We start from the raw sequence: 21,303 nt of genomic DNA, 5'->3' as shown, positions 1-21,303 counted from the left end.
TGGTGGTGATGATGGGGACGTGACGACCGGCTACCGCGACGTGCTCGCCCTGCCCGGCGTCACCCCGCTGCTGGTGTCGTCCCTCCTTGCCCGGGTACCCGCGTCGGCCGCCGCGATAACCCTGACCTTGCACGTCGTCCTCACCCTCGACCTCGGCTACGCCGCCGCGGGGGCGGTGGGCGCGGCGGCGACGGTCGGCATGGCGATCGGGGCGCCGGTGCTGGGGCGCCTGGTCGACCGGCGCGGCCTGCGGGCGGTGCTCGCCCTCACGACCGCGGCGGCGGCCGTCTTCTGGACGGTGGCACCGCACCTGGGCTACCCGGCCCTGCTCGTCACCGCGTTCCTCGGCGGGCTCCTCGCGTTCCCGGTCTACTCCATCACCCGTCAGGCGCTCGCCGCCGCGGTGCCGCAGGACCGGCGGCGCCCGGCGTTCGCGCTGGACTCGATGTCGGTGGAGATCTCCTACATCATCGGCCCGGCCGTCGGGTCGGTGCTGATGGTGACGCTGTCCAGCCCGGTGGCGATGGCCGTGGTCGGCGTCGGCTGGGTCGCCGCGGGCGTCGCGTTCCGGGTGCTGGACCCGCCGACCCGCACCGGCGTCGCCGAGCCCGGCGAGCGACCGCCACCCGTCCGCACCTGGCTGGACCGGCGGCTGCTCGCGGCGCTGCTCGGCACCGCGGCCACCGTGCTGATGGTCTTCGGCACCGAGCTGTCGATGATCGCGAGCGTGCAGGGGGCCGGGCCGGTGTACGCCATCGCCCTGGTCAACGCGGTGTGGTGCACGGCGTCGCTGGCCGGGGGCTACCTGCACGGCAGGGCCCGGCGGTCCCACCCGCAGGCCCTGCTCGTCGGCGCGCTGGCGCTGGCGACGCTGCCGGTGGCCCTCGGCGGCGCGTGGTGGACCTTCGCGCTGCTGCTCGTACCCGCCGGGCTGCTCACCGCCCCGGCGCTCGCGGCCGGGTCGGAACGGGTGTCGGTGCTGGCCCCCGAGCCGGCCCGCGGCGTGGTGACCGGCCTGCACGGGTCGGCCACCACGCTGGGCGCGGCCGCCGGGACGCCGCTGGCCGGGGTGCTGATCGACGTGTCCGGCCCGGGCACCGCGATCGTCGCGGTCGGCGTGCTCGGCGCCGTGGCCGCGGGGGTGTCCGCGCTGCTGAACCGGTCGTGACCCGCGGGGTTCAGGACTGCGACGGGGGCCCCGTGCTGGAGCGGACCACCAGCGTGGTCGGGACGACCAGGTCGACCGGGCCCTCCGCCTGCCCGTCGAGCTGGTCGAGCAGCAGCCGGGCGGCGAGCGCCCCCTGCTCCTGCACCGGCTGCGCCACGGTGGTCAGGTCGAGCACCGAGGCCATCTCGTGGTCGTCCACCCCGATCACCGAGATCCGCGCGGGCACCGGCACCGAGCTGCGCCGCAGCGTGCGCAGCACGCCGATCGCGACCTCGTCGTACTCGGCGAGCACCGCCGAGGGCAGCCGGCCGCGCTCCATCAGCCGCGTCATCGCCTCGGCGCCGCCCTCGATCCCGTAGGTCCGGGCGGTGACGACGTCCTCCGGGAGGCCCGCGGCCGCCATCGCCGTGCGGTAGCCCTGCAGGCGGTCGGCGCCCGCGACGAACCCGAAGCCCGGGTCGTCCTCCCGGGCGGTGATCATCGCGATGTCCTCGTGCCCCTGGTGCAGCAGGTGGTGCACGGCGCTGCGGGCCGCCGCCTGGTCGTCGATGCGGACCGAGGAGACCCCGTCGAGCCGGGCCCCCAGCGTGACCAGCGGCATGTCCAGCGCGCGCAGGGCCAGGGTGTGGGCGTCGGTCAGCGGCATCGACAGCGTCAGCACCGCGTCGACGCGACGGGCGAGCGGCATGCGCTCGAAGAACCGGTCGCGCGACGGCGAGTCGCCGAGGTGGTAGAGCAGGACGTCGAACCCCGCCGCGTGCAGCGCGTCGTGCGCGCCGGCCACCGCGTTCGCGAAGTACCAGCGCGTGACGAACGGGACGACCACCCCGACGGTGCCCGTGCGGCCGCTGGCCAGGCCCGATCCGTGGGGCGAGACGGTGTAGGCCAGCTCGCGCGCCGCGTCGGCGACGCGCTGGCGGGTGGCCGGGGAGACGTTCTCGTGCCCGCGCAGCGAGCGCGACACCGTCGACGGCGAGACCCCGGCGAGCGCGGCCACGTCGACGATGCTCGCGTGGCGCTGCCGGCGCTCCGAACGCGCCGATTCCTCCCTCATCGGACGAACCTCCCATCGCCATACCGCCGAGTGGACGAGTGCGACACGAGCCTGCCAACGTTTGCAGGAGGGCCGACCACGCTAACACGCTGGTGAGGCCCCCGAAATCACGGAAAAGTAACGCCTACTTCACACTAGCTTTCCCCGTGTGGCGCGTGCCACTCTTTCGAGCGCAAACGTTGTCCCGGCGCGTCGCGCGTCCGGACACCCCATCGCTCGAACAGAAGGGAGCCGCTCATGCGCCGCAGGTCATCCGCTGTCGGAGCCATGACGGCCATCGCCGCACTCGTCCTCACCGCGTGCGGAGGGGGTGGCGGTGGCGGCGGCGGGGCGGCCAGCACCGCACTGGAGGGCGTCGGCCCGATCACGCTCGTGCAGGGCAAGGACACCTCCGGCTTCCTGCAGGAGATCCTCGACGACTGGAACGCCCAGAACCCGGACCAGACCGTCACGCTCATCGAGCTGCCCGAGAGCGCCGACGCCCAGCGCCAGCAGATGATCCAGAACGCGCAGGCCCAGTCCGACGCCTACGACGTGCTCAGCGTCGACAACGTGTGGACCGCCGAGTTCGCGGCCAACCGCTACATCGTCGAGCTCCCCGAGGACCAGTTCCCGGTGGCCGACATGCTGCCGCCGGTCATCGACTCGGCGCGCTACCTCGACCGGCTCTACGCGGTCCCGTCGGAGTCCGACGGCGGCCTGCTGTACTACCGCACCGACCTGCTGGAGGGCGCCGGCATCACCGAGCCGCCCACCACCTGGGCCGAGCTCGGCGAGGCCTGCGCGGCCGTCGCCGCCACCCCGGCCGGGGCGGGCGTGGCCTGCTACGCCGGTCAGTTCGAGAAGTACGAGGGCCTCACGGTGAACTTCGCCGAGGCCGTCAACGGCGCGGGCGGCGTCATCACCGACGACGAGGGCAACCCGAACGTCAACACCCCGGAGGCCCAGGCCGGGCTCGACTTCCTGGTCAACGGCTTCAGCACCGGCCAGATCCCGGCCGAGGCCATCACCTACAAGGAGGAGGAGGGCCGCCGCGCCTTCATGGAGGGGCGCCTGCTCTTCCACCGCCAGTGGCCCTACCAGTACAGCCTGGCCAACGCCACCGACGGCTCGTCGCAGGTCGCCGGCCTGTTCGCGGTGGCCCCGCTGCCCGGGCTCGACGGCCCCGGCGTCTCCAGCCTGGGCGGTCACGCCCTGGGCATCTCCACCTACGCGAAGAACAAGGCCACCGCGCTGGAGTTCATCAAGTTCTACACCAGCAAGGAGCAGAGCCAGCTGTACCTGGAGCTGGGCTCGAAGGCCCCGATCTACACCTCGATCTACGACGACGCCTCGCTGCAGGCCGAGTTCCCGTACCTGCCGGTGCTCAAGGACTCCATCCTCAGCGCCGTCCCGCGACCGAAGGTGGTCCGCTACGGCGACGCCACGCTCGCCATCCAGGACGCGGCCTACGGCGCGCTCACCGGGACGGTGACCTCCGAGGAGGCACTGAACCAGCTGCAGACCGAGCTCGAGGCCCTCACCACGAACTGACGCAGCCCGTAGACGACCGAATGGGACGGTGGACGGCTCGCCCGTCCACCGTCCCGTTCGCCGAGGAGGTCGGAAATGGCAACCATTGAGGCGCCGGCGGGGAAGAAGCCCCCGCCGACCACGAACCGGGCCGTGGACACCCGTCAGCAGGGCAGGCTGGCGCGGCTGCTGCTCACGCCGACGATGCTGGTGCTGCTCATCGTCATCGGGTATCCGATCCTGGCAGGCACCTACCAGTCGCTGTTCAGCCAGAGCCAGGGCGTCGACGAGTCCGGGTTCGTCGTGCAGGGCGACCAGTTCGTCGGGCTCGACAACTACGCCGCGATCTTCTCCGGCGACTCCGGGGCGCGGTTCTGGAACGCCTTCTACAACACCACGTACTTCACCGTCGTCACCGTGACGCTCGAGGTGATCCTGGGCGTCGCGATGGCCCTGATCATGAACCGGGCGTTCCGGAGCAAGGGCCTGATCCGGGCCAGCATCCTCATCCCGTGGGCCATCCCCACCGTCGTCTCCGCGCTGCTGTGGCGCTGGATCTTCGACGCCAACGGCATCGCGAACGACCTGCTCGGCACCCAGGTGCTGTGGTCGACCGACGGGGCGCAGGCGCAGTGGGCGGTCATCATCGCCGACGTCTGGAAGACCTCGCCGTTCATCGGCCTGCTGGTGCTCGCCGGCCTGCAGGTCATCCCGTCGGAGGTGTACGAGGCGGCCCGCGTCGACGGCGCGAGCGCGCTGCGCCAGTTCTGGAGCATCACGCTCCCGCTGGTGAAGCCGGCGCTGCTGGTCGCGGTGCTGTTCCGGATCCTCGACGGCCTGCGCATGTTCGACCTGCCCTACGTCCTCGTCGGGCAGGGCAAGCCCAGCGTCGAGACGGTGTCGATCCTGGCCTTCCTGGAGAACTCCAACGTCCGGTTCGGGGCCGCCGCCGCCTACGCGGTGATCCTGTTCCTCTACATCGTCGTCGTGGCGTACGCCTTCGTCCGGCTGCTCGGCGCCGACGTCATCGGCGACGCCAAGCAGAAGACGCCCCGGCCGGCCGGCCGGCGACGCCTGCGCACCGTCGCGAAGGGAGACATGCCGTGACCGTCACGATCGGTGCGCCGCAGCAGGGCGGCGAGCAGGACGCGGCAGCGGTCCCCGAGGGCAGGCGCCGGTTCCAGCCCGTCCAGGGCTGGGGGCACTACGCCGCCTACGTCGGCATCACGGCGCTGATCATCTACTGCCTGGCGCCGTTCTACTGGATGCTCGTCACGAGCCTGCGGCGCCCGACCGACACGTTCGACACCAACATCGTGCCGAACCCGATCTCGTTCCAGAACTTCGTCGACGTGTTCGACCCGAAGAACAACTTCGCGATCGCGCTCGCCAACAGCGTGATCGTCGCGGGCATCACGACGGTGCTGGTGCTGGTCATCGGCACCTTCGCGGCGTACGCACTGGCGCGGCTGGAGTTCCGGGGCAAGAACCTCGCGCTCGGCGTCATCATCGCGACGTCGATGTTCCCGGGCATCGCGATGGTCATCCCGCTGTTCAAGCTGTTCACCGACATCGGCTGGATCAACACCTACCAGGCGCTGATCCTGCCGGCGATGTCGTTCGCCCTGCCGCTGGCCGTCTGGAACCTCACGGCGTTCTTCCGGCAGATGCCAGCGGAGCTGGAGCAGGCCGCCATGATCGACGGCTGCACCCAGGGCCAGGCGTTCCGGCTGGTCATCCTGCCGCTGGCCGCGCCGGGCGTGTTCACCACGGCGATCATCGTCTTCGTGGCGGCGTGGAACGAGTACATCATCGCCCTGACGATGACCAACCGGGCCGACATCCGCACGGCCTCGGTCGCGGTCACGTTCTTCACCGGCACCACCGGCCGCGACATCCCGACCGGCAGCATCATGGCGGCGGGGATCATCCTCACCGTCCCGCTGGTGATCATGGTGCTGATCTTCCAGCGCCGGATCGTGGCGGGCCTGACCGCGGGCGGCGTCAAGTCCTGACACCCGCACGTCGACGGCCCCCGCACCACACGGTGCGGGGGCCGTCGTCGTCCGGGGGCTCAGCGCCTGCGGCGGTACCCGCGGCGCCGCGGGGGCTCGGCCGCGGGCGCGGCGGCGGGCCCGCCGTCGACGACGATCTCCTGCAGCGCGAACGTCCGGAGGTTCAGCACGTACCCCCGGATCCGGGTGTCGGGCAGCAGGAACGGGTCCCGGCGCAGCTGGGCGATGCCGCGGCGCACGCTCAGGGCCGGGTCGGCGAAGGCGTTGGTGCGCCAGGGCGGGCGGATCCCGGTCTCGCGGGCGAGCTCCTCGGAGAACTCGTCGTCGGTGAACGTCGCGAGACCGCAGCCGGTGTGCTGCACGATCAGCACCTCGCGCGTCCGGAGCTTGCGCTGGCTGATGGTGACCGAGCGGACGACGTCGTCGGTGACGACGCCGCCCGCGTTGCGCAGCACGTGCACCTCGCCGGCCCGCAGCCCGAACAGCGCGGACACGTCGATCCGCGCGTCCATGCAGGTGAGGACGACGGTGTGCAGCGCGGGCGGGGCCGAGAGGCCCCGCGCGTTCGCCGCGGCCACCCGACCGCCACCCGCGACGTAGCGGGCGATCAGGTCGTCGAGGGCCACTACAGGCCGGCCGCGACCGTCTCGGCGATCTCGTAGGTGTTCAGCGCGGCCCCCTTGCGCAGGTTGTCGCCGCACACGAACAGCTCGAGGGTGTCCGGGAAGTCCAGCGCCTGGCGGATCCGCCCGACCACCGTCGGGTCGCCGCCCACCGCGTCGGCCGGGGTCGGCCACTCCCCCGCCGCCGGGTCGTCGCGCAGCACGATCGTCGGCTGGGCCCCGAGCACCTTGCGCGCGGCGTCCGCCGTCACCTCGCGGGAGAACGTGGCGTGCACCGCGAGCGAGTGCGTCGTGACGACGGGCACGCGCACGCAGGTGGCCGAGACCTTGAGGTCCGGGATGCCCAGGATCTTGCGCGACTCGTTGCGCACCTTGAGCTCCTCGGAGCTCCAGCCGTCGTCCTTGAGCGATCCCGCCCACGGCACGACGTTGAGCGCGAGCGGCGCCGGGAACGGCGAGTCGGCGTCGAGCCCGGCCTCGGCCAGGGCCGCGGCGACGTCACCGCTGCGGGAGCCGAGATCCTTGCCCGACACGGCCGTGATCTCGGCCTGCAGCCGGTCGATCCCGCCCTGGCCCGCCCCGGAGGCCGCCTGGTAGGAGGAGACGACGAGCGCGGTGAGGCCGAACTCGCGGTGCAGCGCACCCATCGCGGCCATCATCGACAGCGTCGTGCAGTTGGGGTTGGCGATGATCCCCTTCGGCCGGTTCGCGGCCTCGTCGGCGTTGACCTCGGGCACCACCAGCGGCACGTCGGGGTCCATCCGGAACGCACCGGAGTTGTCGACGGCCACCGCCCCGCGCGCCGCGGCGACCGGCGCCCACTCGGCACTGACCTCGTCGGGCACGTCGAACAGCGCGACGTCGACGCCGTCGAAGACCTCGGGCTCCAGCAGCCGGACCGTGACGTCCTCACCGCGGACCCTCAGCACCTTGCCCGCCGAGCGGGCGGAGGCGACGAGCCGGATCTCCGACCACGGCACGGTCTCCCGCGCGTCGATGATCTCGATCATCGTGGAACCCACCGCTCCGGTGGCACCCACGATCGCCAGAACGGTCATCGCCCGGTCCCCGCGTGCACGACGGCCTGCTCGCCGCCGCCGAGCTCGAACGCCTCGTGCAGCGCCTTGACCGCGGCGTCGAGCTGGTCGGCCCGGCAGATCACCGAGATCCGGATCTCCGAGGTGTTCATGGTCTCGATGTTGATGCCGGCCTGCGATAACGCCTCGCAGAAGGTGGCCGTCACGCCCGGGTGGTTGCGCATCCCGGCGCCGACGAGGGAGACCTTGCCGACCTCCTCGTCGTGCAGGACCTCGGCGAACCCGATCTCGGGCTGCACCGCGGTGAGTGCGGCGACCGCGCGGGCCCCGTCGGTGCGCGGGAGCGAGAACGTGATGTCGGTGAGCCGGTCGGAGGTGCGGCTGACGTTCTGCAGCACCATGTCGATGTTGATGTCGGCGTCGGCGACCGTCCGGAAGATCCGGGCCGCCATGCCGGGGCTGTCTGGCACGTCGGTCACGGTGATCTTGGCTTCGGACCGGTCGTGCGCGACCCCGGTGATGATCGCGTTCTCCAAGGGGATCTCCTCGATCGAGCCGGTGACGAGCGAGCCCGGCTTGTCGTTGTACGAGCTGCGGACCCGCAGCGGGACGTTGTAGCGCCGCGCGTACTCCACCGCGCGCAGGTGCAGGACCTTCGCCCCGCACGCGGCCATCTCCAGCATCTCCTCGTAGGTGATGGTGTCGAGGCGCTGCGCGTCGGGCACGATCCGCGGGTCGGCGCTGAAGATGCCGTCGACGTCGGTGTAGATCTCGCAGACGTCGGCGTCCAGCGCGGCGGCCAGGGCGACGGCGGTGGTGTCGGAGCCGCCCCGGCCCAGCGTCGTGACGTCCTTGGAGTCCTGGCTGACGCCCTGGAAGCCCGCGACCAGCACGATCGAGCCCTCGTCGAGGGCCTCGCGCAGCCGCTGCGGGTTGACGGTGACGATGCGCGCGTCACCGTGCTTGGAGGTCGTGACCATGCCGGCCTGCGACCCGGTGAACGACCGCGCCTCCACGCCGAGGGCGTGGATCGCCATCGCCAGCAGCGCGTTGGACATCCGCTCGCCCGCGGTGAGGAGCATGTCGAGCTCGCGCGGCGGGGGCGCGGGCGACACCTGGTCGGCGAGGTCGAGGAGCTCGTCGGTGGTGTCACCCATCGCCGAGGCGACGACGACGACGTCGTGCCCCTCCTTGTGCGTACGGACGATCCGTTCCGCCACCTTCTTGATGCGGTCCGCATCCTGGACGGATGATCCGCCGTACTTCTGCACGACGAGGGCCACGCCGACCTCCGATCCTGGCCGCGCGGGTCCTCCACGCGGGCCGTCGAGTATCTGGTCGGGAGGAGACCCTACCGGCGCGGGCGCCGCGTGCAGAGTGCAATGACCTGGGCCACACGGCCCGGGGCCGATCAGGCGGCGCGGCGCACCAGACGCACGACGACCGTCGTGATCGCGAACCAGATGAGCGCCGCGGTGCCGTAGTTCAGCACCACGCCGAGCTTGGGCTCCTCGGGCTGGAACAGGTCGGACAACCCGAGGTTGAAGGTGTTCGCGAGGTCGCGGACGATCGTGGTCAGCCCGTTGTCGGGGTTCGCGTCCAGGAGCGTGAGGACGATGAACACGACCAGGACCAGGACGATGGCCATGCCGATGATCCGCAGGACGTTCGCCAGGGCGTCGATGCCTCGTCGTGCCCGTGTGCCGGTTGCCACGTGTGCCCCACCCTCGTCGTGACCGATCGAACAGATGTCGGCCATGGTGGCAGAACCCGGCGTCCACACCTACTCGTAGGTATCACCTGTCCGGGTGATGAAGGGGTTGCGGGCGCACCCGGGGTCCGGGCTACTGTCGTGGCGTGGCGCGCCTGCTCCTTGGTTGCCGCGGCGGGGTCTGACCGACCGGCCCCTCGTCGCGGGTTCTCGGCGTGCGCCGGTCTCTCCCTGATCGGCCCATCTCTGGAGCACCCGTGACCACCTCGCCCGACTCGTACACCTCCGCTGCGCAGAGCCGCCTGCGCACGCCGTCGCGGCCCGCGCCCGACGGCCAGCCCGCCTGGAACCCGCAGCTCGGCTCGCACCTGCCGATCGAGCGCTACCGCCCGTTCCACGAGCTGGTCGAGCCGGTGTCTCTGCCCGACCGCACCTGGCCCGACACGCGCATCACCACCGCCCCGATGTGGTGCGCGGTCGACCTGCGCGACGGCAACCAGGCCCTGATCGACCCGATGAGCCCCTCGCGCAAGCGCCGCATGTTCGAGCTGCTCGTCCGCATGGGCTACAAGGAGATCGAGGTCGGGTTCCCGGCCGCGAGCCAGACCGACTTCGACTTCGTCCGCGAGCTGATCGTCGACGACCTGATCCCCGACGACGTCACCATCCAGGTGCTGACGCAGGCCCGCCCGGAGCTGATCGAGCGCACCTACCAGGCGTGCGAGGGGGCGGCGCGGGCGATCGTGCACGTCTACAACTCGACGTCGATCCTCCAGCGCCGCGTCGTCTTCCGCTCCGACCGCGCCGGCATCACCAAGATCGCCACCGACGGGGCGGAGGAGGTGCTGCGGTTCAGCGAGAAGTACCCCGACACCGCCTGGCGCTTCGAGTACTCCCCCGAGTCCTACACCGGCACCGAGCTCCAGTACGCCGTCGACGTCTGCAACGCCGTCAGCGAGATCTGGCAGCCCACGCCCGAGTCGCCGATGATCGTCAACCTGCCGGCGACGGTGGAGATGGCCACCCCGAACGTCTACGCCGACTCCATCGAGTGGATGCACCGCAACCTGGCCCGGCGCGACGGCATCGTGCTCTCGCTCCATCCCCACAACGACCGCGGCACCGGCGTGGCCGCCGCCGAGCTGGGCTACCAGGCGGGCGCCGACCGCATCGAGGGCTGCCTGTTCGGCAACGGCGAGCGCACCGGCAACGTCGACCTGGTGACGCTGGGCATGAACATGTTCACCCAGGGCATCGACCCCCAGATCGACTTCTCCGACATCGACGAGATCCGCCGCACCGTCGAGTACTGCAACCAGCTGCCCGTGGCCGAGCGCCACCCGTGGGGCGGCGACCTGGTCTACACCGCGTTCTCCGGCAGCCACCAGGACGCCATCAACAAGGGGCTGGCGGCAATGCAGGCGGCCGCGTTCGACGCGGGCACGGGCGTCGACCAGTACCGGTGGGAGGTCCCCTACCTGCCGGTCGACCCGAAGGACATCGGCCGCACCTACGAGGCCGTCATCCGGGTCAACTCGCAGTCGGGCAAGGGCGGCGTCGCCTACATCATGAAGGCCGAGCACCAGATGGACCTGCCGCGGCGGCTCCAGATGGAGTTCTCGAAGGTGATCCAGGAGGTCACCGACTCCGAGGGCGGCGAGGTCTCGCCCAAGGAGATGCGCGACGTCTTCGAGACCGAGTACCTCGACCGCGTCACCCCGCTCAAGCTGATCCGCCACCGCCTGACCAGCGACGGCGAGGGCACCGACGAGATCGTCGCCACCGTGCGCGTCGAGAACGACCTGCACGAGATCCACGGCCGCGGCAACGGCCCGCTCGCCGCGTTCGTCGACGGGCTGGCCGGGATCGGCTTCGACGTGCGGATACTCGACTACCACGAGCACGCCATGTCCTCCGGTGACGACGCCCGCGCCGCGGCGTACGTCGAGTGCACGGTGGAGGGGCAGGTGCTCTGGGGCGTCGGCGTCGACGGCTCGATCGTGAGCGCGTCGCTCAAGGCGGTGGTGTCGGCGGTCAACCGGGCCATGCGGTAGCCCGCCGTGCGCGCGGAGTACCGGCGGCTGCTGACCGAGGCCTACGACCTCGACAAGCCGCACGCCCCCGAGGCCGAGCTGGCGTCCCTGCGGGCGCGGGTGCAGGCCCACGGGACTCCCGCGCTGGAGCTGATGAGCGGCTCCGCCCGGTTCCTCGCCCCGCTGCTCGCCGCGGGCCTCGACGTCGACGGCGTGGACGCCTCGCCCGACATGCTCGCCGCGGCCCGGCGCCGCTGCGCCGGGTTGCCACTGCGGCAGTACGAACAGGCCCTGCACGAGCTGGACCTGCCCCGGCGCTACGCGTTCGCGTTCTGCGTCGCGGGGTCGTTCGGGCTGGTCGTCGACGACGGGGAGGTGGCCGGGTCGCTCGCCCGGATCCGCGACCACCTCCTCCCCGGCGGCCGGGTGCTGCTGGAGGTGGAGCCGCCGCCGGAGCACACCCGGCGGCGGCCGTGGAGCGGCACGTTCTGGCGGCGGCCGGACGGCGCGACGATCACTCTGCGCGGCACCGGGCACTACGATGCGGCCACCCAGGTCGAGGAGGCCGTCGGGATCTACGAGCTGTTCGTCGACGGCGCGCTGGTGGCGACGGAGCTGAACGAGTGGGTCCGCCGGTTCTGGACCGCGGGCCAGATCACCTCCGCGCTGGCCGGAGCGGGTTTCGACGACGTGGCCGTGTCGGAGCGCGACGGCCTCCTGACCGCCACCGCCCGCCGACCGGACGCCGTCCCGCCCCACTGACCGGGCACCTCAGCCCGCCTCGGCGCGGCCCTGCGCGAAGAACCTCGCCACCGCGTCCGCGTCCGGGAGTGCGGTCGCGGGGCGTAGCGCACCGAAGGCCGCGTTCCAGAACGGGCCCTCCCGGGGGGTCCACGGCCCGACGTAGGCGTAGGGGTCGGGGTGGCCGCCGTCGCCGGGCGAGACGCCGTAGTTCACCTCGTCGACGGTGATCGCGAGGTCGAAGTGCTCCGGCCACAGGACCGGCTCATGGTCCGGGGCGAACGCGCGCAGCCCGGCGTCACCGCGGGCGAACCAGTCGGTGAGCTCGGCGACCGCGGCGGCGTCGACGACGATCTCCTCGTCGGGATCCACGCCGGAGGTGTCGGTGTAGGAGCCGGGAGCGCCCGGGTCCGTGATCCCGGCGGTGGCGGCCAGCGCGCGGTAGGTACCGGTCAGCGGGGCGCGCCCGCCGTCCCACACCAGGTCGGTCCCCTCCACACGCTGCGGCACGGCGACCCCGCCGAACCCGCCGGGCGTCACCCGCAGCCGGATCGTGCCGTGCGCCCGGTACTGGGGGCCGGCGATCAGCAGCTCGGCGATCCCGTGCAGCGACCGGCGCGTCGCGTCGTCCATGCTCACACCACCGTGGGTGCGGACTCGACGGCCGGGCCGTCGTCGGGGCGGCAGCGGACCGACACGCGGACCGGTTGCTCGGGCAGCGGCAGCACGAACCGGCCGAGCGCGTCGGACCGGCCGGAGGCGACGACCTCGCCGCCGCGGCGCAGCTCGAGGTCCGACTCCCCCGCGGGGTCGAGCTGGCCCAGCAGGCGACGCCCGGACGGGCCGGTGTCGAGCTCCAGCTCGATCGTGCGGCCCGCCGTCTCGAAGGACATCAGCCGGGGCGGTGCGGTGGCGCGGGTGGTGACCGCGTCGTCGAGCAGCGAGTCGTAGGCCAGTGCGGCGATCTCCACGTCGACGGTGCGCCAGGTGAAGACCTCGCGGGCGGCGTGCAGCACCTCGGGCGGCGGCTCGGTCCGGGGCGCCAGCAGCTCCGCGAGACCGTCGAGCAGGTCGTCGTCGTGGGGTCCGGTCGTCACGTCAGTACGCCCCGGTCGCGCTCGTCATGCCGTCGGCGGCCAGCAGCCGCCGGAGCCGGTCGAGGCACCGGGCCCGGGTGGGCCCGATGCTGCCGACCGGGATCCCCAGCACCTCGGCGATCTCCGCGTACGGCGGGGCGACGACCACCACCAGCTGCAGCAGGATCTGGCACCGCTCCGACAGCCCGGCGAAGGCCCGCCACAGCCGGTGGTCGCGGTCGAGGTCGAGCATCACCGCCTCCGGCGTGCGCGGGGTCGGGACCCGGCCGCCGTCGTCGGGCTCCAGCCGCGACTCGTCCTCGGTCAGGACCTCCCGGCCGTGCAGGCGCAACAGCCGCAGCGACTCCCGCCGGGCCGTGGTCGCCAGCCAGCCCCCGAGCCGCTCGGGGTGGCTGATCCGGTCGAGGTTCTCGACCAGCCGCAGCCAGGTGGTCTGGGAGACCTCCGCGGCATCGGCCGCGCTCAGCCGGTGTGCCGTCGCGATCGCGAACACCAGCCGGCCGAAGCCCGCCACCAGCGCGTCCCACGCGTCCCGGTCGCCGGCCGCGGCCGCCCGTACGGCGTCCGCCACTTCGGTCGGTTCCACTCGCCCCTGCCATGCTCCGCCCCGCCCGCGGTTCTCGCGGAGCGACGACGGTAACCCACGGTCGGACGTCCATGACCCACCTCTTTCCCGGTGTTCGACAAGAGGGGCGCGTGAACCCGGCAGATACCGGACGTCCGGGTGACCGCGATCACCCGGACGTCGTATCAGGCCTGGACGACCTGCGACCGGTAGCTCTCGATGATCTCCATGAACTCCCTGTGCTCCGGCCCGGGCACGCCGAGGAAGTTCAGGGTGGCGGCGATCTCGAAGGCGACGGCGTCGAACTGGTCGGAGGTGATGGCCAGCTGGTCGTGGGCCTTCGTCATGTCCTGGCCGGGGTAGCACTTCGGCCCACCGGTCGCCTCGATCGTCCACGCGGTGACCAGGAACTTGTAGCCCGGGGCGTTGGCAGGGTCGCCGTGGTGGGCGTGCACGCCCTCGTTGGCGTTGACCGAGACGTTCGCGAAGAGCCGGTCGACCAGTACGTCGACGGCTCCCCCGATGCCGTAGGTGCCGCCCAACCGCTCGTACAGGGTCTGTTCCGCCATGGTCCGCTCCTCGGTGCGCGTGGTGGTGTGAGCGGCCTCACTGTCGCAATGATCCACCGGCAGGTCAACGGTGCACGACACAACCCGGCGCGACAGGAACGTCAGCGACCGAGGATCTCGTTCACCGAACCCGGCAGCTCCGGCACGCTCGCCGCGGCCAGCACGTCGTCGGTGGCGACGGCCTCGACGCGATGCGGCTGCAGCACGCCGCTGCGGATGTCCTCCGCGAAGTGACAGGCCACCCGGTGCCCCTCCGCCGCCCCGTCCACCACGCGCAGCTGCGGCCGCTCGTCGTCGCAGCGGGTGGGCTGGCGCCACGGGCAGCGGGTGTGGAAGCGGCAGCCCGCCGGCGGCGCGGCGGGCGAGGGCAGGTCGCCGGTGAGCAGGATGCGCTCGCGGCGGTCCTCCAGCTCCGGGTCGGGCACCGGCACCGCGGAGAGCAGCGCGCGGGTGTAGGGGTGCTGCGGGTCGTCGTAGAGCGCCTGCGAGGGCGCCTCCTCGACGATCCCGCCCAGGTACATGACGCCGATCCGGTCGCTGACGTGGCGCACGACGGCGAGATCGTGCGCGATGACCAGGTAGGTCAGGCCCAGCTCGCGCTGCAGGCGCCCGAGCAGGTTGAGCACCTGGGCCTGCACCGACACGTCCAGCGCCGACACCGGCTCGTCGGCGACGATCAGGTCGGGCTCGACGCACAGCGCGCGGGCGATGCCGATGCGCTGGCGCTGGCCACCGGAGAACTCGTGCGGGTAACGCCGCAGCGCCGAGACCGGCAGGCCGACCTGCTGCACGAGCTCGCGCAGCCGCGCGTCGTCGGCCTCGGGTCCCTTCGACAGCCCGTGCGCCTTCATGCCCTCCAGCAGCAGCGACTCCACCGACTGGCGCGGGTCGAGCGAGGACAGCGGGTCCTGGAACACCATCTGGAAGCGTCGGCGCATCCGCCGCAGCTCCTCGCCCCGCAGCGTGGCGACGTCGGTGCCGTCGAACAGGATCGAGCCCGCCGTCGGGTCGACCAGGCGCAGGATCGCCCGCCCGAGCGTCGACTTGCCGCAGCCCGACTCCCCCACCAGGCCGTAGGTCTCGCCCCGCGCCACGGTCAGCGTGACGCCGTCGACGGCGTAGACGTGGCCGACGGTGCGGTCGAGCACCAGCCCGCGCTTGATCGGGAAGTGCACCGCGACGTCCCGGACGTCGAGCAGCGGTTCGGTGGTGGTCACGTCACTCATTCCGCGGTCGCCGGGACGGGGTTGTGGCAGCGCAGCAGCCGTCCGCCGCTGGTCTCGGCCTCCGGCGTGGTGGTGCGGCAGACGCCGACCGCGCGGGGGCAGCGCGGCGCGAACGCGCACGCGCTCGCCCAGGGGAGGTTGTCGGCGACCGAGCCGGGGATCGCGACCAGGTCCTCCCCCGCGGGCGAGTCGAGCCGGGGGATCGAGCCGAGCAGGCCGTTGGTGTACGGGTGGCGCGGCGTCGCGAACAGGCGGTGCCGCTGCGCGCGCTCGACGATCCGCCCGCCGTAGAGCACGTTGACGGTCTCGCACAACCCGGCGACGACGCCGAGGTCGTGCGTGATCATCACCAGCGCGGCCCCGGTGTCGCGCACCATGTCCTTGAGCAGCTCCAGGATCTGCGCCTGGATGGTGACGTCGAGCGCGGTCGTCGGCTCGTCGGCGATGAGCAGGCGCGGCCGGCAGGCCAGCGCGATCGCGATGAGCGCGCGCTGGCGCATCCCGCCGGAGAGCTGGTGGGGGTAGGAGTCGAGACGGCGGCGCGGGTCGGGGATGCCGACGCGGTCGAGCAGGTCGGCGGCCTCGGCGCGCGCGGCCTCCTTCTTCATCCCCCGGTGCCGGGTGAGCACCTCGGTGACCTGGAGGCCGACCGGGATCACCGGGTTGAGCGAGGACAGCGGGTCCTGGAACACCATCGACAGGTCACGGCCCCGCCGCTCCCGCATCTCGGCCTCGGGCAGCGTCAGCAGGTCGACGCCGTCCATCATCGCGCTGCCGGTGACGCGCACCCCGCGCGCGGGCAGCAGCCGCGTGATGGCCATCGAGGTGACGGACTTGCCACAGCCCGACTCCCCCACCAGGCCCACGATCTGCCCGGGCGCGACGTCGAAGCTCACGCCGTCGACGGCGACCGAGTCGGGCTCGCCGCGACGGGTGAACGCGACGGTGAGGTCGCGCACCGACAGCAACGGCTCCCCGGTGGACGCACCACCCGGGGTCTTCTGCAGCGACGTGGTCATCGGCTGCCCTTCGGGTCCAGGGCCTCGCGCAGCGACTCGCCGAGCAGCGTGAAGCCCAGCGCGATGACGATGATCGCGGCGGCCGGGTACAGGGCGAGCGCGGGCCGGACCTCCAGCAGGGCCTGCGCCTGGGCGAGCATCAGCCCCCACTCGGCACGGCCCGGGTCGGCGTCGCCGAGGCCGAGGAACGACAGCGCGGCGGCGTCGAGGATGGAGGTGGCCAGCGTCAGCGTGGCCTGCACGACGACCGGCCCGATCGCGTTGGGCAGCATGTGTCGCAACACCACCGCCGGTCGCCTGACGCCCAGCGCCGTGGCCGCCACGACGTGGTCGCTGTCGCGCTGGGCGAGCATCGACCCACGCAGCAGCCGGGCGAAGATCGGCACGCCGACGATGGACACCGCGATGATCACCGAGGTCTGCGACGGGCTGGCGAACAGCGCCGCCACCGAGATCGCCAGCAGCAGGCTCGGGATGGCCAGCAGCACGTCGGTGACGCGCATCAGCAGGGTGTCGACCCAGCCGCCGAACGCACCGGCCAGGGTCCCGATGACCATGCCGACGACGAGCCCGATCAGCGTGGCCAGCACGCCCACCAGCAGCGTCTGCTGCGAGGCCAGCACCAGTCGGGAGAAGAAGTCCCGGCCGAGCTGGTCGCTGCCGAGCAGGAAACCCTCCTGCGGGCCCGGGATGGAGCCCGGGCGCAGGTCCTGCTGGAGCTGCGGGAACGACTGCGTCGCCTCGTACGGGGCGATGAGCGGCGCGAACACCGCCACCAGGACGAACAGGCCGACGATCGCCGCCCCGGTGAGGGCGACGGGGTCGCGGCGGAGCCTGCGCAGGGCCTCCTGCGTGAGACTGCGCCCACCCGCGAGGTCGTCGACCCGCTTGCGCTTGCGCTGGAGCAGCGTCGTCACGACAACCTCACCCGGGGGTCGATGATCGCGTAGGAGAGGTCCACGAGCAGGTTGACCAGCACGTACACCAGCGCGCCCAGCAGCAGGATCGCCTGCAGCCGTGGGTAGTCGCGCAGGGTGATCGCATCGGCGAGCAGGGTACCGATGCCGCCCCAGACGAACACCCGCTCGGTCAGTACCGCCCCGGCGAGCAGCAGGCCGACCTGCAGGCCGATCGTCGTCGAGACCGGGAGCAGAGCGTTGCGCAGCACGTGCCGCCCGCGCACCGTGCCCGGCGTCAGGCCCTTGGAGTTGGCCGTGCGCACGAAGTCGGCGTTCAGCACCTCCAGCACCGACGCCCGGGTGATCCGGGTGATCACCGCGAGCGGGATGGTGGCCAGCGCCACGGCCGGCAGCACCAGGTGCGACAGGGCGTCGAGGCTCGCGTCGAACTCGCGGGTGAGCAGGCCGTCGAGCACGGCGAAGCCGGTGACGTTCGTGGCGTCGACCGCCACCGACTGCCGCCCCGACGGCGGGAACAGCCCGAGCTCGACGGCGAACACGGCCTTGAGGATGTAGCCGAGGAAGAACACCGGCACGGCGACGCCGACGAGCGTGCCGATCACCGTCGACACGTCCAGCGGGCCGCCCCGCTTGCGCGCGGCGAGGTAGCCCAGCGGGATGCCCAGCGCGACGGCGAGCACCAGCGCCGCGATCGACAGCTCGATCGTGGCCGGCAACGCCCTCCCGATCTCGGCCAGCACCGGCTCACCGGTGATCGTCGAGGTGCCGAAGTCGCCGGTGACGACCCGGCCCAGGAACTGCACGTACTGGACCGGGATCGGCTGGTCGAGCCCGAGCACCCGCTCCAGGTTCGCCACCGACTCCGGCGTGGCGCGGTCGCCCAGGAACGCCGTCGCCGGCCCTCCCGGCAGGCTGCGCAGCCAGGCGAACACCAGGACGGACAGCAGCAGCAGCGTCGGGATCACCTGCAGCAGCCGCCGCACGATGAACCGCAGCATGACCTCTCCTCCCCCCGGTCCGGACGCACGAGGGTGGCACCGCCCGGTCGAGCGGTGCCACCCGGGTGTGTGTCCGTCAGTTCTTGCTGACCGTCAGGAAGCGCTCGTCGGTCAGCGGGGAGGGGATCAGGCCGGTCACGGCCTCGGACACCACGACCGCCGGCGGCGAGCTGGAGATCGGGACGGCCGGGAGGTAGGCCATGATGTCGCGGTTGACCTGCTCGTAGGCGGCGTCCTTGGCCGCCTCGTCGACGGTGGCGTCGGCCGCGGTGATCGCGCCGAACAGCGCGTCGTTGGTGAACCCGAACTCCGGCTTGGCCGCGCCGAAGAAGGTGCCGACGAAGTTGCCCGCGTCGTTGTAGTCACCGGTCCAGCCGATGATGTGCAGGTCGTGCACACCGTTGACGTTCACCGAGTCGAGGTAGCCGCCGTTCCAGGGCTGCGCCACCGGGTTCACGGTGATGCCGACCTGGCGCAGGTTCTCCGACAGCGCCGTGAAGATGTTGGTCGGGTTCGGCATGTAGGGCCGGGTGACCTCGGTCGGGTAGTAGAAGTTCAGCGTCAGGTTCGACTGGCCGGCCTCGGCCAGCAGCGCCCGCGCCCGCTCCGGGTCGTACGGGATGGGTGCGATGTCGTCGGCGTAACCGGCGACGGTGTCGGGCATGAACTGCGTGGCGACGCTGGCGCCCTCGGGCAGCTGGTTCTGCACGAGCGCCTCGCGGTCGAGCGCGAAGGCGATCGCCTGGCGCACCCGGACGTCCTGCAGTGCCGGGTTGTTCGCCTGGTTGATGCCCAGGTAGAGGATGTTGAACGGCGGGCGCACGAGCACCTGGTTGCCGTCGGCCTCCAGGCCCTCCCAGTCGGCCGGGCTCGGCAGGTCGTAGCCGTCGATCGTGCCGGCCTGCAGCTCCTGGCGCCGCGCGTTCTCGTCCGGGATCACCCGGAAGATCAGCCGCTCGAGCAGGGCGGGCTCGCCCCAGTACTCGTCGTTGCGGACCAGCGTGATCGTGCCCGCGGCGCGGTCGAAGCTCTCGAACTTGAACGGGCCGGTGCCGGTCGGGTGCTCGTTGGCGTAGTCGCTGTAGGTGAACGCCTCGCCGCTCTGCTCGATGGTGTCGGCGTCGTACTGCTGCAGCGCGGTCGGGCTGGAGATCGACAGCGAGGTCAGGCCGAACGCGGCCGGGAACGCGCCCTTGTTCCGGTTCAGCGTGATGACCGCGGTGTTCGCCTCGGGCGCGGCGCAGGAGTTGTAGACGGGGTCCCCGCCACCGGCGAGGTTGTTGGCGTAGCCGCCGAACGTGTCGGTGTAGTAGATCGCCTGGCTCTGCGCGGCCTCGGAGTCGAGGTTGAACCAGCGGTCGAAGTTGAAGCAGACCGCGGCGGCGTCGAACGGGGTGCCGTCGTGGAACGTGACGCCCTCACGCAGCGTGAACGTCCACTGGGTGCCGTCGGCGTTGGGCGTCCACTCGGTGGCCAGGCCCGGCGCGAGGTCGGAGGTGCCCTGCGCGTAGGTGATCAGCGTGTCGTACATCTGGCGCGCGGGGCGGAAGGTCTCGCCGTCCGTGGCGAAGATCGGGTCGAACATGTCCGGTGCGCCGGGCGCCCCGAACACCAGCGTCCCGCCGGCCTCCCCCGATCCGCCGGCGGCACCGTCGTCGCGCTCGGACGTGGCGCAGGCGGCAAGGGTCACGGCGAGCAGGCCCGCGGTCATGGCGGCGGACAGTCGTCGGGCAGATCTCATGGACGGCACCTCTTCGTAGGAGACCCGCGAACGGTAATCGCGGCTCGTACTCAGCGGTAGGTGCCAGAGTCACGGTTGGGCTACGACCGTGTCGGCTCGGTGACCGATCGGTGGTCCTCCGTCACACGGGGTCGAACTCCCCCGCGCGGGCCCCGGCCAGAAAGGCCAGCCACTCGTCGCGGGTGAAGGTCAACGACTGGCTCCGCTCGGCGTCCTTGGTGTCCCGCACAACCACGGATCCGTCAGGCGCCTGCCCCACTTCGACGCAGTTCCCGAGGTTGCAGAAGCTGCTGATCCGGTACTCGATCACGACGGGTGGGCCTTCCTGCGGGGGGCGAACTTGTCCAGGTAACGACGCAGCTCGGCTCGCGATTCGTCGGGGGACATCGCATGACGGCGTGCGTCGGCGAGCACATCCTTGTACAGGTCCACATCGGACTCCGCGTCGAGGTAGGTCTCACCCGCGTGTCCCTCGATGTAGACGACGTCCGAACCCAGCTCGCGGGGGATCTCCAGCAGCACGAAGTGCCCGGAGTGTGCCCGCAGGATGTCGGTGCCGAAGGGCAGCACGGACACGGTGACGGTCGGCCGCTCCGTCATGTCGAGCAGGTGCTGGATCTGCGCGTGCATGGTCGCCGCACCACCGACCGGCCGGCGCAGGACCGCTTCGTCGAGGATCGCGAGCAGCTCCAGTGGCCGTGGGGCGGCGCGGTGCAGTGCCTGCTGGCGCAGCAGCCGGAGCCGCACCAGCCGGTCGATCTCCGCCGGCAGGTGCTGCGGCAGCAGTGCGGTGAGCACCGCACGGGCGTAGTCCGCGGTCTGCAGCAGCCCGTGCACGACGGTGATGTCGAACGACCGCACGGCCGTGGCGTCGCTCTCCAGAGCGGCGTAGCGGCCGGGTGAGTCCATGACGTAGCGCTCCGGCGCGACGCCCTCGGTCAGCGGCTCCCACCACCCGTGCTGGCGGCCGTCCTTGACCAGCCTCAGCAGCATGTCCTGCTCGGTGTCGGAGGTGACGCCGTAGATCCGCATCAGCTCCCGGACGTCGGGGACCTTGGGCAGGCCCTTCCCCGTCTCCAACCGGGAGATCTTCGACGTCGAGCAGGTCATCCTCTCCGCGACGTCGTCGAGCGTCAGCCCGGTCTTGAGCCGGAGCCGTCGCAGCTCCGCGCCGAGGCGACGGCGCGACCCGATCGGGCTCTGCGGTGCGGACATGGCCCTTTCCCGTTACGGCGGCGGAGTGAACGGACACCATATGCAATTGCATGTCGCAC

Annotated in this window: 22 protein-coding genes; 6 read left to right on the top strand and 16 right to left on the bottom strand. The window is 71.9% G+C overall.

The annotated features are described in order from the left end of the window. The first annotated feature begins 19 nt into the window (after nucleotides 1-19). Nucleotides 20-1,168, top strand: a complete 1,149-nt coding sequence (locus tag PHY01_RS23445) for an MFS transporter (RefSeq protein WP_141281980.1) — start codon at nucleotides 20-22, stop codon at nucleotides 1,166-1,168. 10 nt (nucleotides 1,169-1,178) lie between these two features. Here PHY01_RS23445 and PHY01_RS23440 read toward each other — a convergent pair whose 3' ends face one another. Beyond that, entirely contained in the window at nucleotides 1,179-2,222 is a 1,044-nt protein-coding gene (locus PHY01_RS23440; protein ID WP_141281978.1) for a LacI family DNA-binding transcriptional regulator, read from the bottom strand. Between the two features lie 267 nt (nucleotides 2,223-2,489). Here PHY01_RS23440 and PHY01_RS23435 point away from each other — a divergent pair, with 267 nt between their 5' ends. The 3 genes from PHY01_RS23435 to PHY01_RS23425 all read left to right on the top strand — a co-directional run bounded on the left by PHY01_RS23435 (nucleotide 2,490) and on the right by PHY01_RS23425 (nucleotide 5,749). Then, the gene (locus tag PHY01_RS23435; RefSeq protein WP_246086108.1) at nucleotides 2,490-3,755 is read left to right on the top strand and encodes an ABC transporter substrate-binding protein; all 1,266 of its coding nucleotides are present in this window, start codon (nucleotides 2,490-2,492) and stop codon (nucleotides 3,753-3,755) included. Nucleotides 3,756-3,830: 75 nt separating this feature from the next. Further along, the gene (locus tag PHY01_RS23430; protein ID WP_141281973.1) at nucleotides 3,831-4,841 is read left to right on the top strand and encodes a carbohydrate ABC transporter permease; all 1,011 of its coding nucleotides are present in this window, start codon (nucleotides 3,831-3,833) and stop codon (nucleotides 4,839-4,841) included. Next, nucleotides 4,838-5,749 (top strand): carbohydrate ABC transporter permease, encoded by a 912-nt coding sequence (locus PHY01_RS23425; RefSeq protein ID WP_246086107.1) that lies wholly within the window; start codon nucleotides 4,838-4,840, stop codon nucleotides 5,747-5,749. The genes PHY01_RS23430 and PHY01_RS23425 overlap by 4 nt, the downstream gene beginning before the upstream one ends. Nucleotides 5,750-5,808: 59 nt before the next feature. Here the strand turns inward: PHY01_RS23425 and PHY01_RS23420 are convergent, their stop codons facing one another. The 4 genes from PHY01_RS23420 to PHY01_RS23405 all read right to left on the bottom strand — a co-directional run bounded on the left by PHY01_RS23420 (nucleotide 5,809) and on the right by PHY01_RS23405 (nucleotide 9,123). Then, entirely contained in the window at nucleotides 5,809-6,375 is a 567-nt protein-coding gene (locus tag PHY01_RS23420; RefSeq protein ID WP_141281971.1) for a beta-class carbonic anhydrase, read from the bottom strand. Continuing rightward, the gene (locus PHY01_RS23415; RefSeq protein WP_141281969.1) at nucleotides 6,375-7,430 is read right to left on the bottom strand and encodes an aspartate-semialdehyde dehydrogenase; all 1,056 of its coding nucleotides are present in this window, start codon (nucleotides 7,428-7,430) and stop codon (nucleotides 6,375-6,377) included. The genes PHY01_RS23420 and PHY01_RS23415 overlap by 1 nt, the downstream gene beginning before the upstream one ends. Continuing rightward, the gene (locus PHY01_RS23410; RefSeq protein ID WP_141281967.1) at nucleotides 7,427-8,692 is read right to left on the bottom strand and encodes an aspartate kinase; all 1,266 of its coding nucleotides are present in this window, start codon (nucleotides 8,690-8,692) and stop codon (nucleotides 7,427-7,429) included. Before PHY01_RS23410 ends, PHY01_RS23415 begins: the two co-directional genes overlap by 4 nt. 128 nt (nucleotides 8,693-8,820) lie before the next feature. After that, nucleotides 8,821-9,123 (bottom strand): hypothetical protein, encoded by a 303-nt coding sequence (locus PHY01_RS23405; protein ID WP_141281965.1) that lies wholly within the window; start codon nucleotides 9,121-9,123, stop codon nucleotides 8,821-8,823. Between the two features lie 254 nt (nucleotides 9,124-9,377). Here PHY01_RS23405 and leuA point away from each other — a divergent pair, with 254 nt between their 5' ends. Both leuA and PHY01_RS23395 read left to right on the top strand, forming a co-directional pair. After that, nucleotides 9,378-11,174, top strand: coding sequence for a 2-isopropylmalate synthase (gene leuA / locus PHY01_RS23400; protein ID WP_141281963.1), 1,797 nt, complete (start codon nucleotides 9,378-9,380; stop codon nucleotides 11,172-11,174). Nucleotides 11,175-11,180: 6 nt separating this feature from the next. Further along, entirely contained in the window at nucleotides 11,181-11,915 is a 735-nt protein-coding gene (locus PHY01_RS23395; RefSeq protein WP_141281961.1) for a class I SAM-dependent methyltransferase, read from the top strand. A gap of 9 nt (nucleotides 11,916-11,924) precedes the next feature. On the opposite strand, the gene PHY01_RS23390 is transcribed toward PHY01_RS23395, so the two are convergent. The 11 genes from PHY01_RS23390 to PHY01_RS23340 all read right to left on the bottom strand — a co-directional run bounded on the left by PHY01_RS23390 (nucleotide 11,925) and on the right by PHY01_RS23340 (nucleotide 21,244). Further along, nucleotides 11,925-12,527, bottom strand: a complete 603-nt coding sequence (locus PHY01_RS23390) for a hypothetical protein (protein WP_141281960.1) — start codon at nucleotides 12,525-12,527, stop codon at nucleotides 11,925-11,927. A gap of 2 nt (nucleotides 12,528-12,529) precedes the next feature. Beyond that, nucleotides 12,530-12,991, bottom strand: a complete 462-nt coding sequence (locus PHY01_RS23385) for a hypothetical protein (RefSeq protein WP_141281958.1) — start codon at nucleotides 12,989-12,991, stop codon at nucleotides 12,530-12,532. Nucleotide 12,992: 1 nt separating this feature from the next. After that, nucleotides 12,993-13,577: an RNA polymerase sigma factor gene (locus PHY01_RS23380; RefSeq protein WP_141281956.1), complete on the bottom strand. Its 585-nt coding sequence runs from the start codon at nucleotides 13,575-13,577 to the stop codon at nucleotides 12,993-12,995. Nucleotides 13,578-13,741: 164 nt separating this feature from the next. Continuing rightward, a complete protein-coding gene (locus tag PHY01_RS23375) occupies nucleotides 13,742-14,125 on the bottom strand; it encodes a group I truncated hemoglobin (protein ID WP_141281954.1) in 384 nt (127 codons plus the stop codon). A 101-nt stretch (nucleotides 14,126-14,226) separates the two neighbouring features. Further along, a complete protein-coding gene (locus PHY01_RS23370; RefSeq protein ID WP_141281952.1) occupies nucleotides 14,227-15,351 on the bottom strand; it encodes an ABC transporter ATP-binding protein in 1,125 nt (374 codons plus the stop codon). Then, on the bottom strand, nucleotides 15,348-16,370 hold the full coding sequence (locus tag PHY01_RS23365; protein WP_141281950.1) for an ABC transporter ATP-binding protein: 1,023 nt from the start codon (nucleotides 16,368-16,370) through the stop codon (nucleotides 15,348-15,350). The genes PHY01_RS23370 and PHY01_RS23365 overlap by 4 nt, the downstream gene beginning before the upstream one ends. Further along, the gene (locus PHY01_RS23360; protein ID WP_141281948.1) at nucleotides 16,367-17,287 is read right to left on the bottom strand and encodes an ABC transporter permease; all 921 of its coding nucleotides are present in this window, start codon (nucleotides 17,285-17,287) and stop codon (nucleotides 16,367-16,369) included. Before PHY01_RS23360 ends, PHY01_RS23365 begins: the two co-directional genes overlap by 4 nt. Next, a complete protein-coding gene (locus tag PHY01_RS23355; RefSeq protein WP_141281946.1) occupies nucleotides 17,284-18,288 on the bottom strand; it encodes an ABC transporter permease in 1,005 nt (334 codons plus the stop codon). The genes PHY01_RS23360 and PHY01_RS23355 overlap by 4 nt, the downstream gene beginning before the upstream one ends. A 76-nt stretch (nucleotides 18,289-18,364) precedes the next feature. After that, nucleotides 18,365-20,029, bottom strand: a complete 1,665-nt coding sequence (locus tag PHY01_RS23350) for an ABC transporter substrate-binding protein (RefSeq protein WP_141281944.1) — start codon at nucleotides 20,027-20,029, stop codon at nucleotides 18,365-18,367. A gap of 121 nt (nucleotides 20,030-20,150) precedes the next feature. Continuing rightward, entirely contained in the window at nucleotides 20,151-20,339 is a 189-nt protein-coding gene (locus tag PHY01_RS23345) for a DUF397 domain-containing protein (protein ID WP_141281942.1), read from the bottom strand. After that, on the bottom strand, nucleotides 20,336-21,244 hold the full coding sequence (locus PHY01_RS23340; protein WP_141281940.1) for a helix-turn-helix domain-containing protein: 909 nt from the start codon (nucleotides 21,242-21,244) through the stop codon (nucleotides 20,336-20,338). The genes PHY01_RS23345 and PHY01_RS23340 overlap by 4 nt, the downstream gene beginning before the upstream one ends. Nucleotides 21,245-21,303 lie beyond the last annotated feature (59 nt).

This window comes from Pseudonocardia hydrocarbonoxydans (assembly GCF_006539565.1).
GTDB lineage: Bacteria > Actinomycetota > Actinomycetes > Mycobacteriales > Pseudonocardiaceae > Pseudonocardia > Pseudonocardia hydrocarbonoxydans.
Note: the sequence above shows the minus strand (reverse complement) of the source record. Positions and strands in the feature narration are given on the sequence as shown.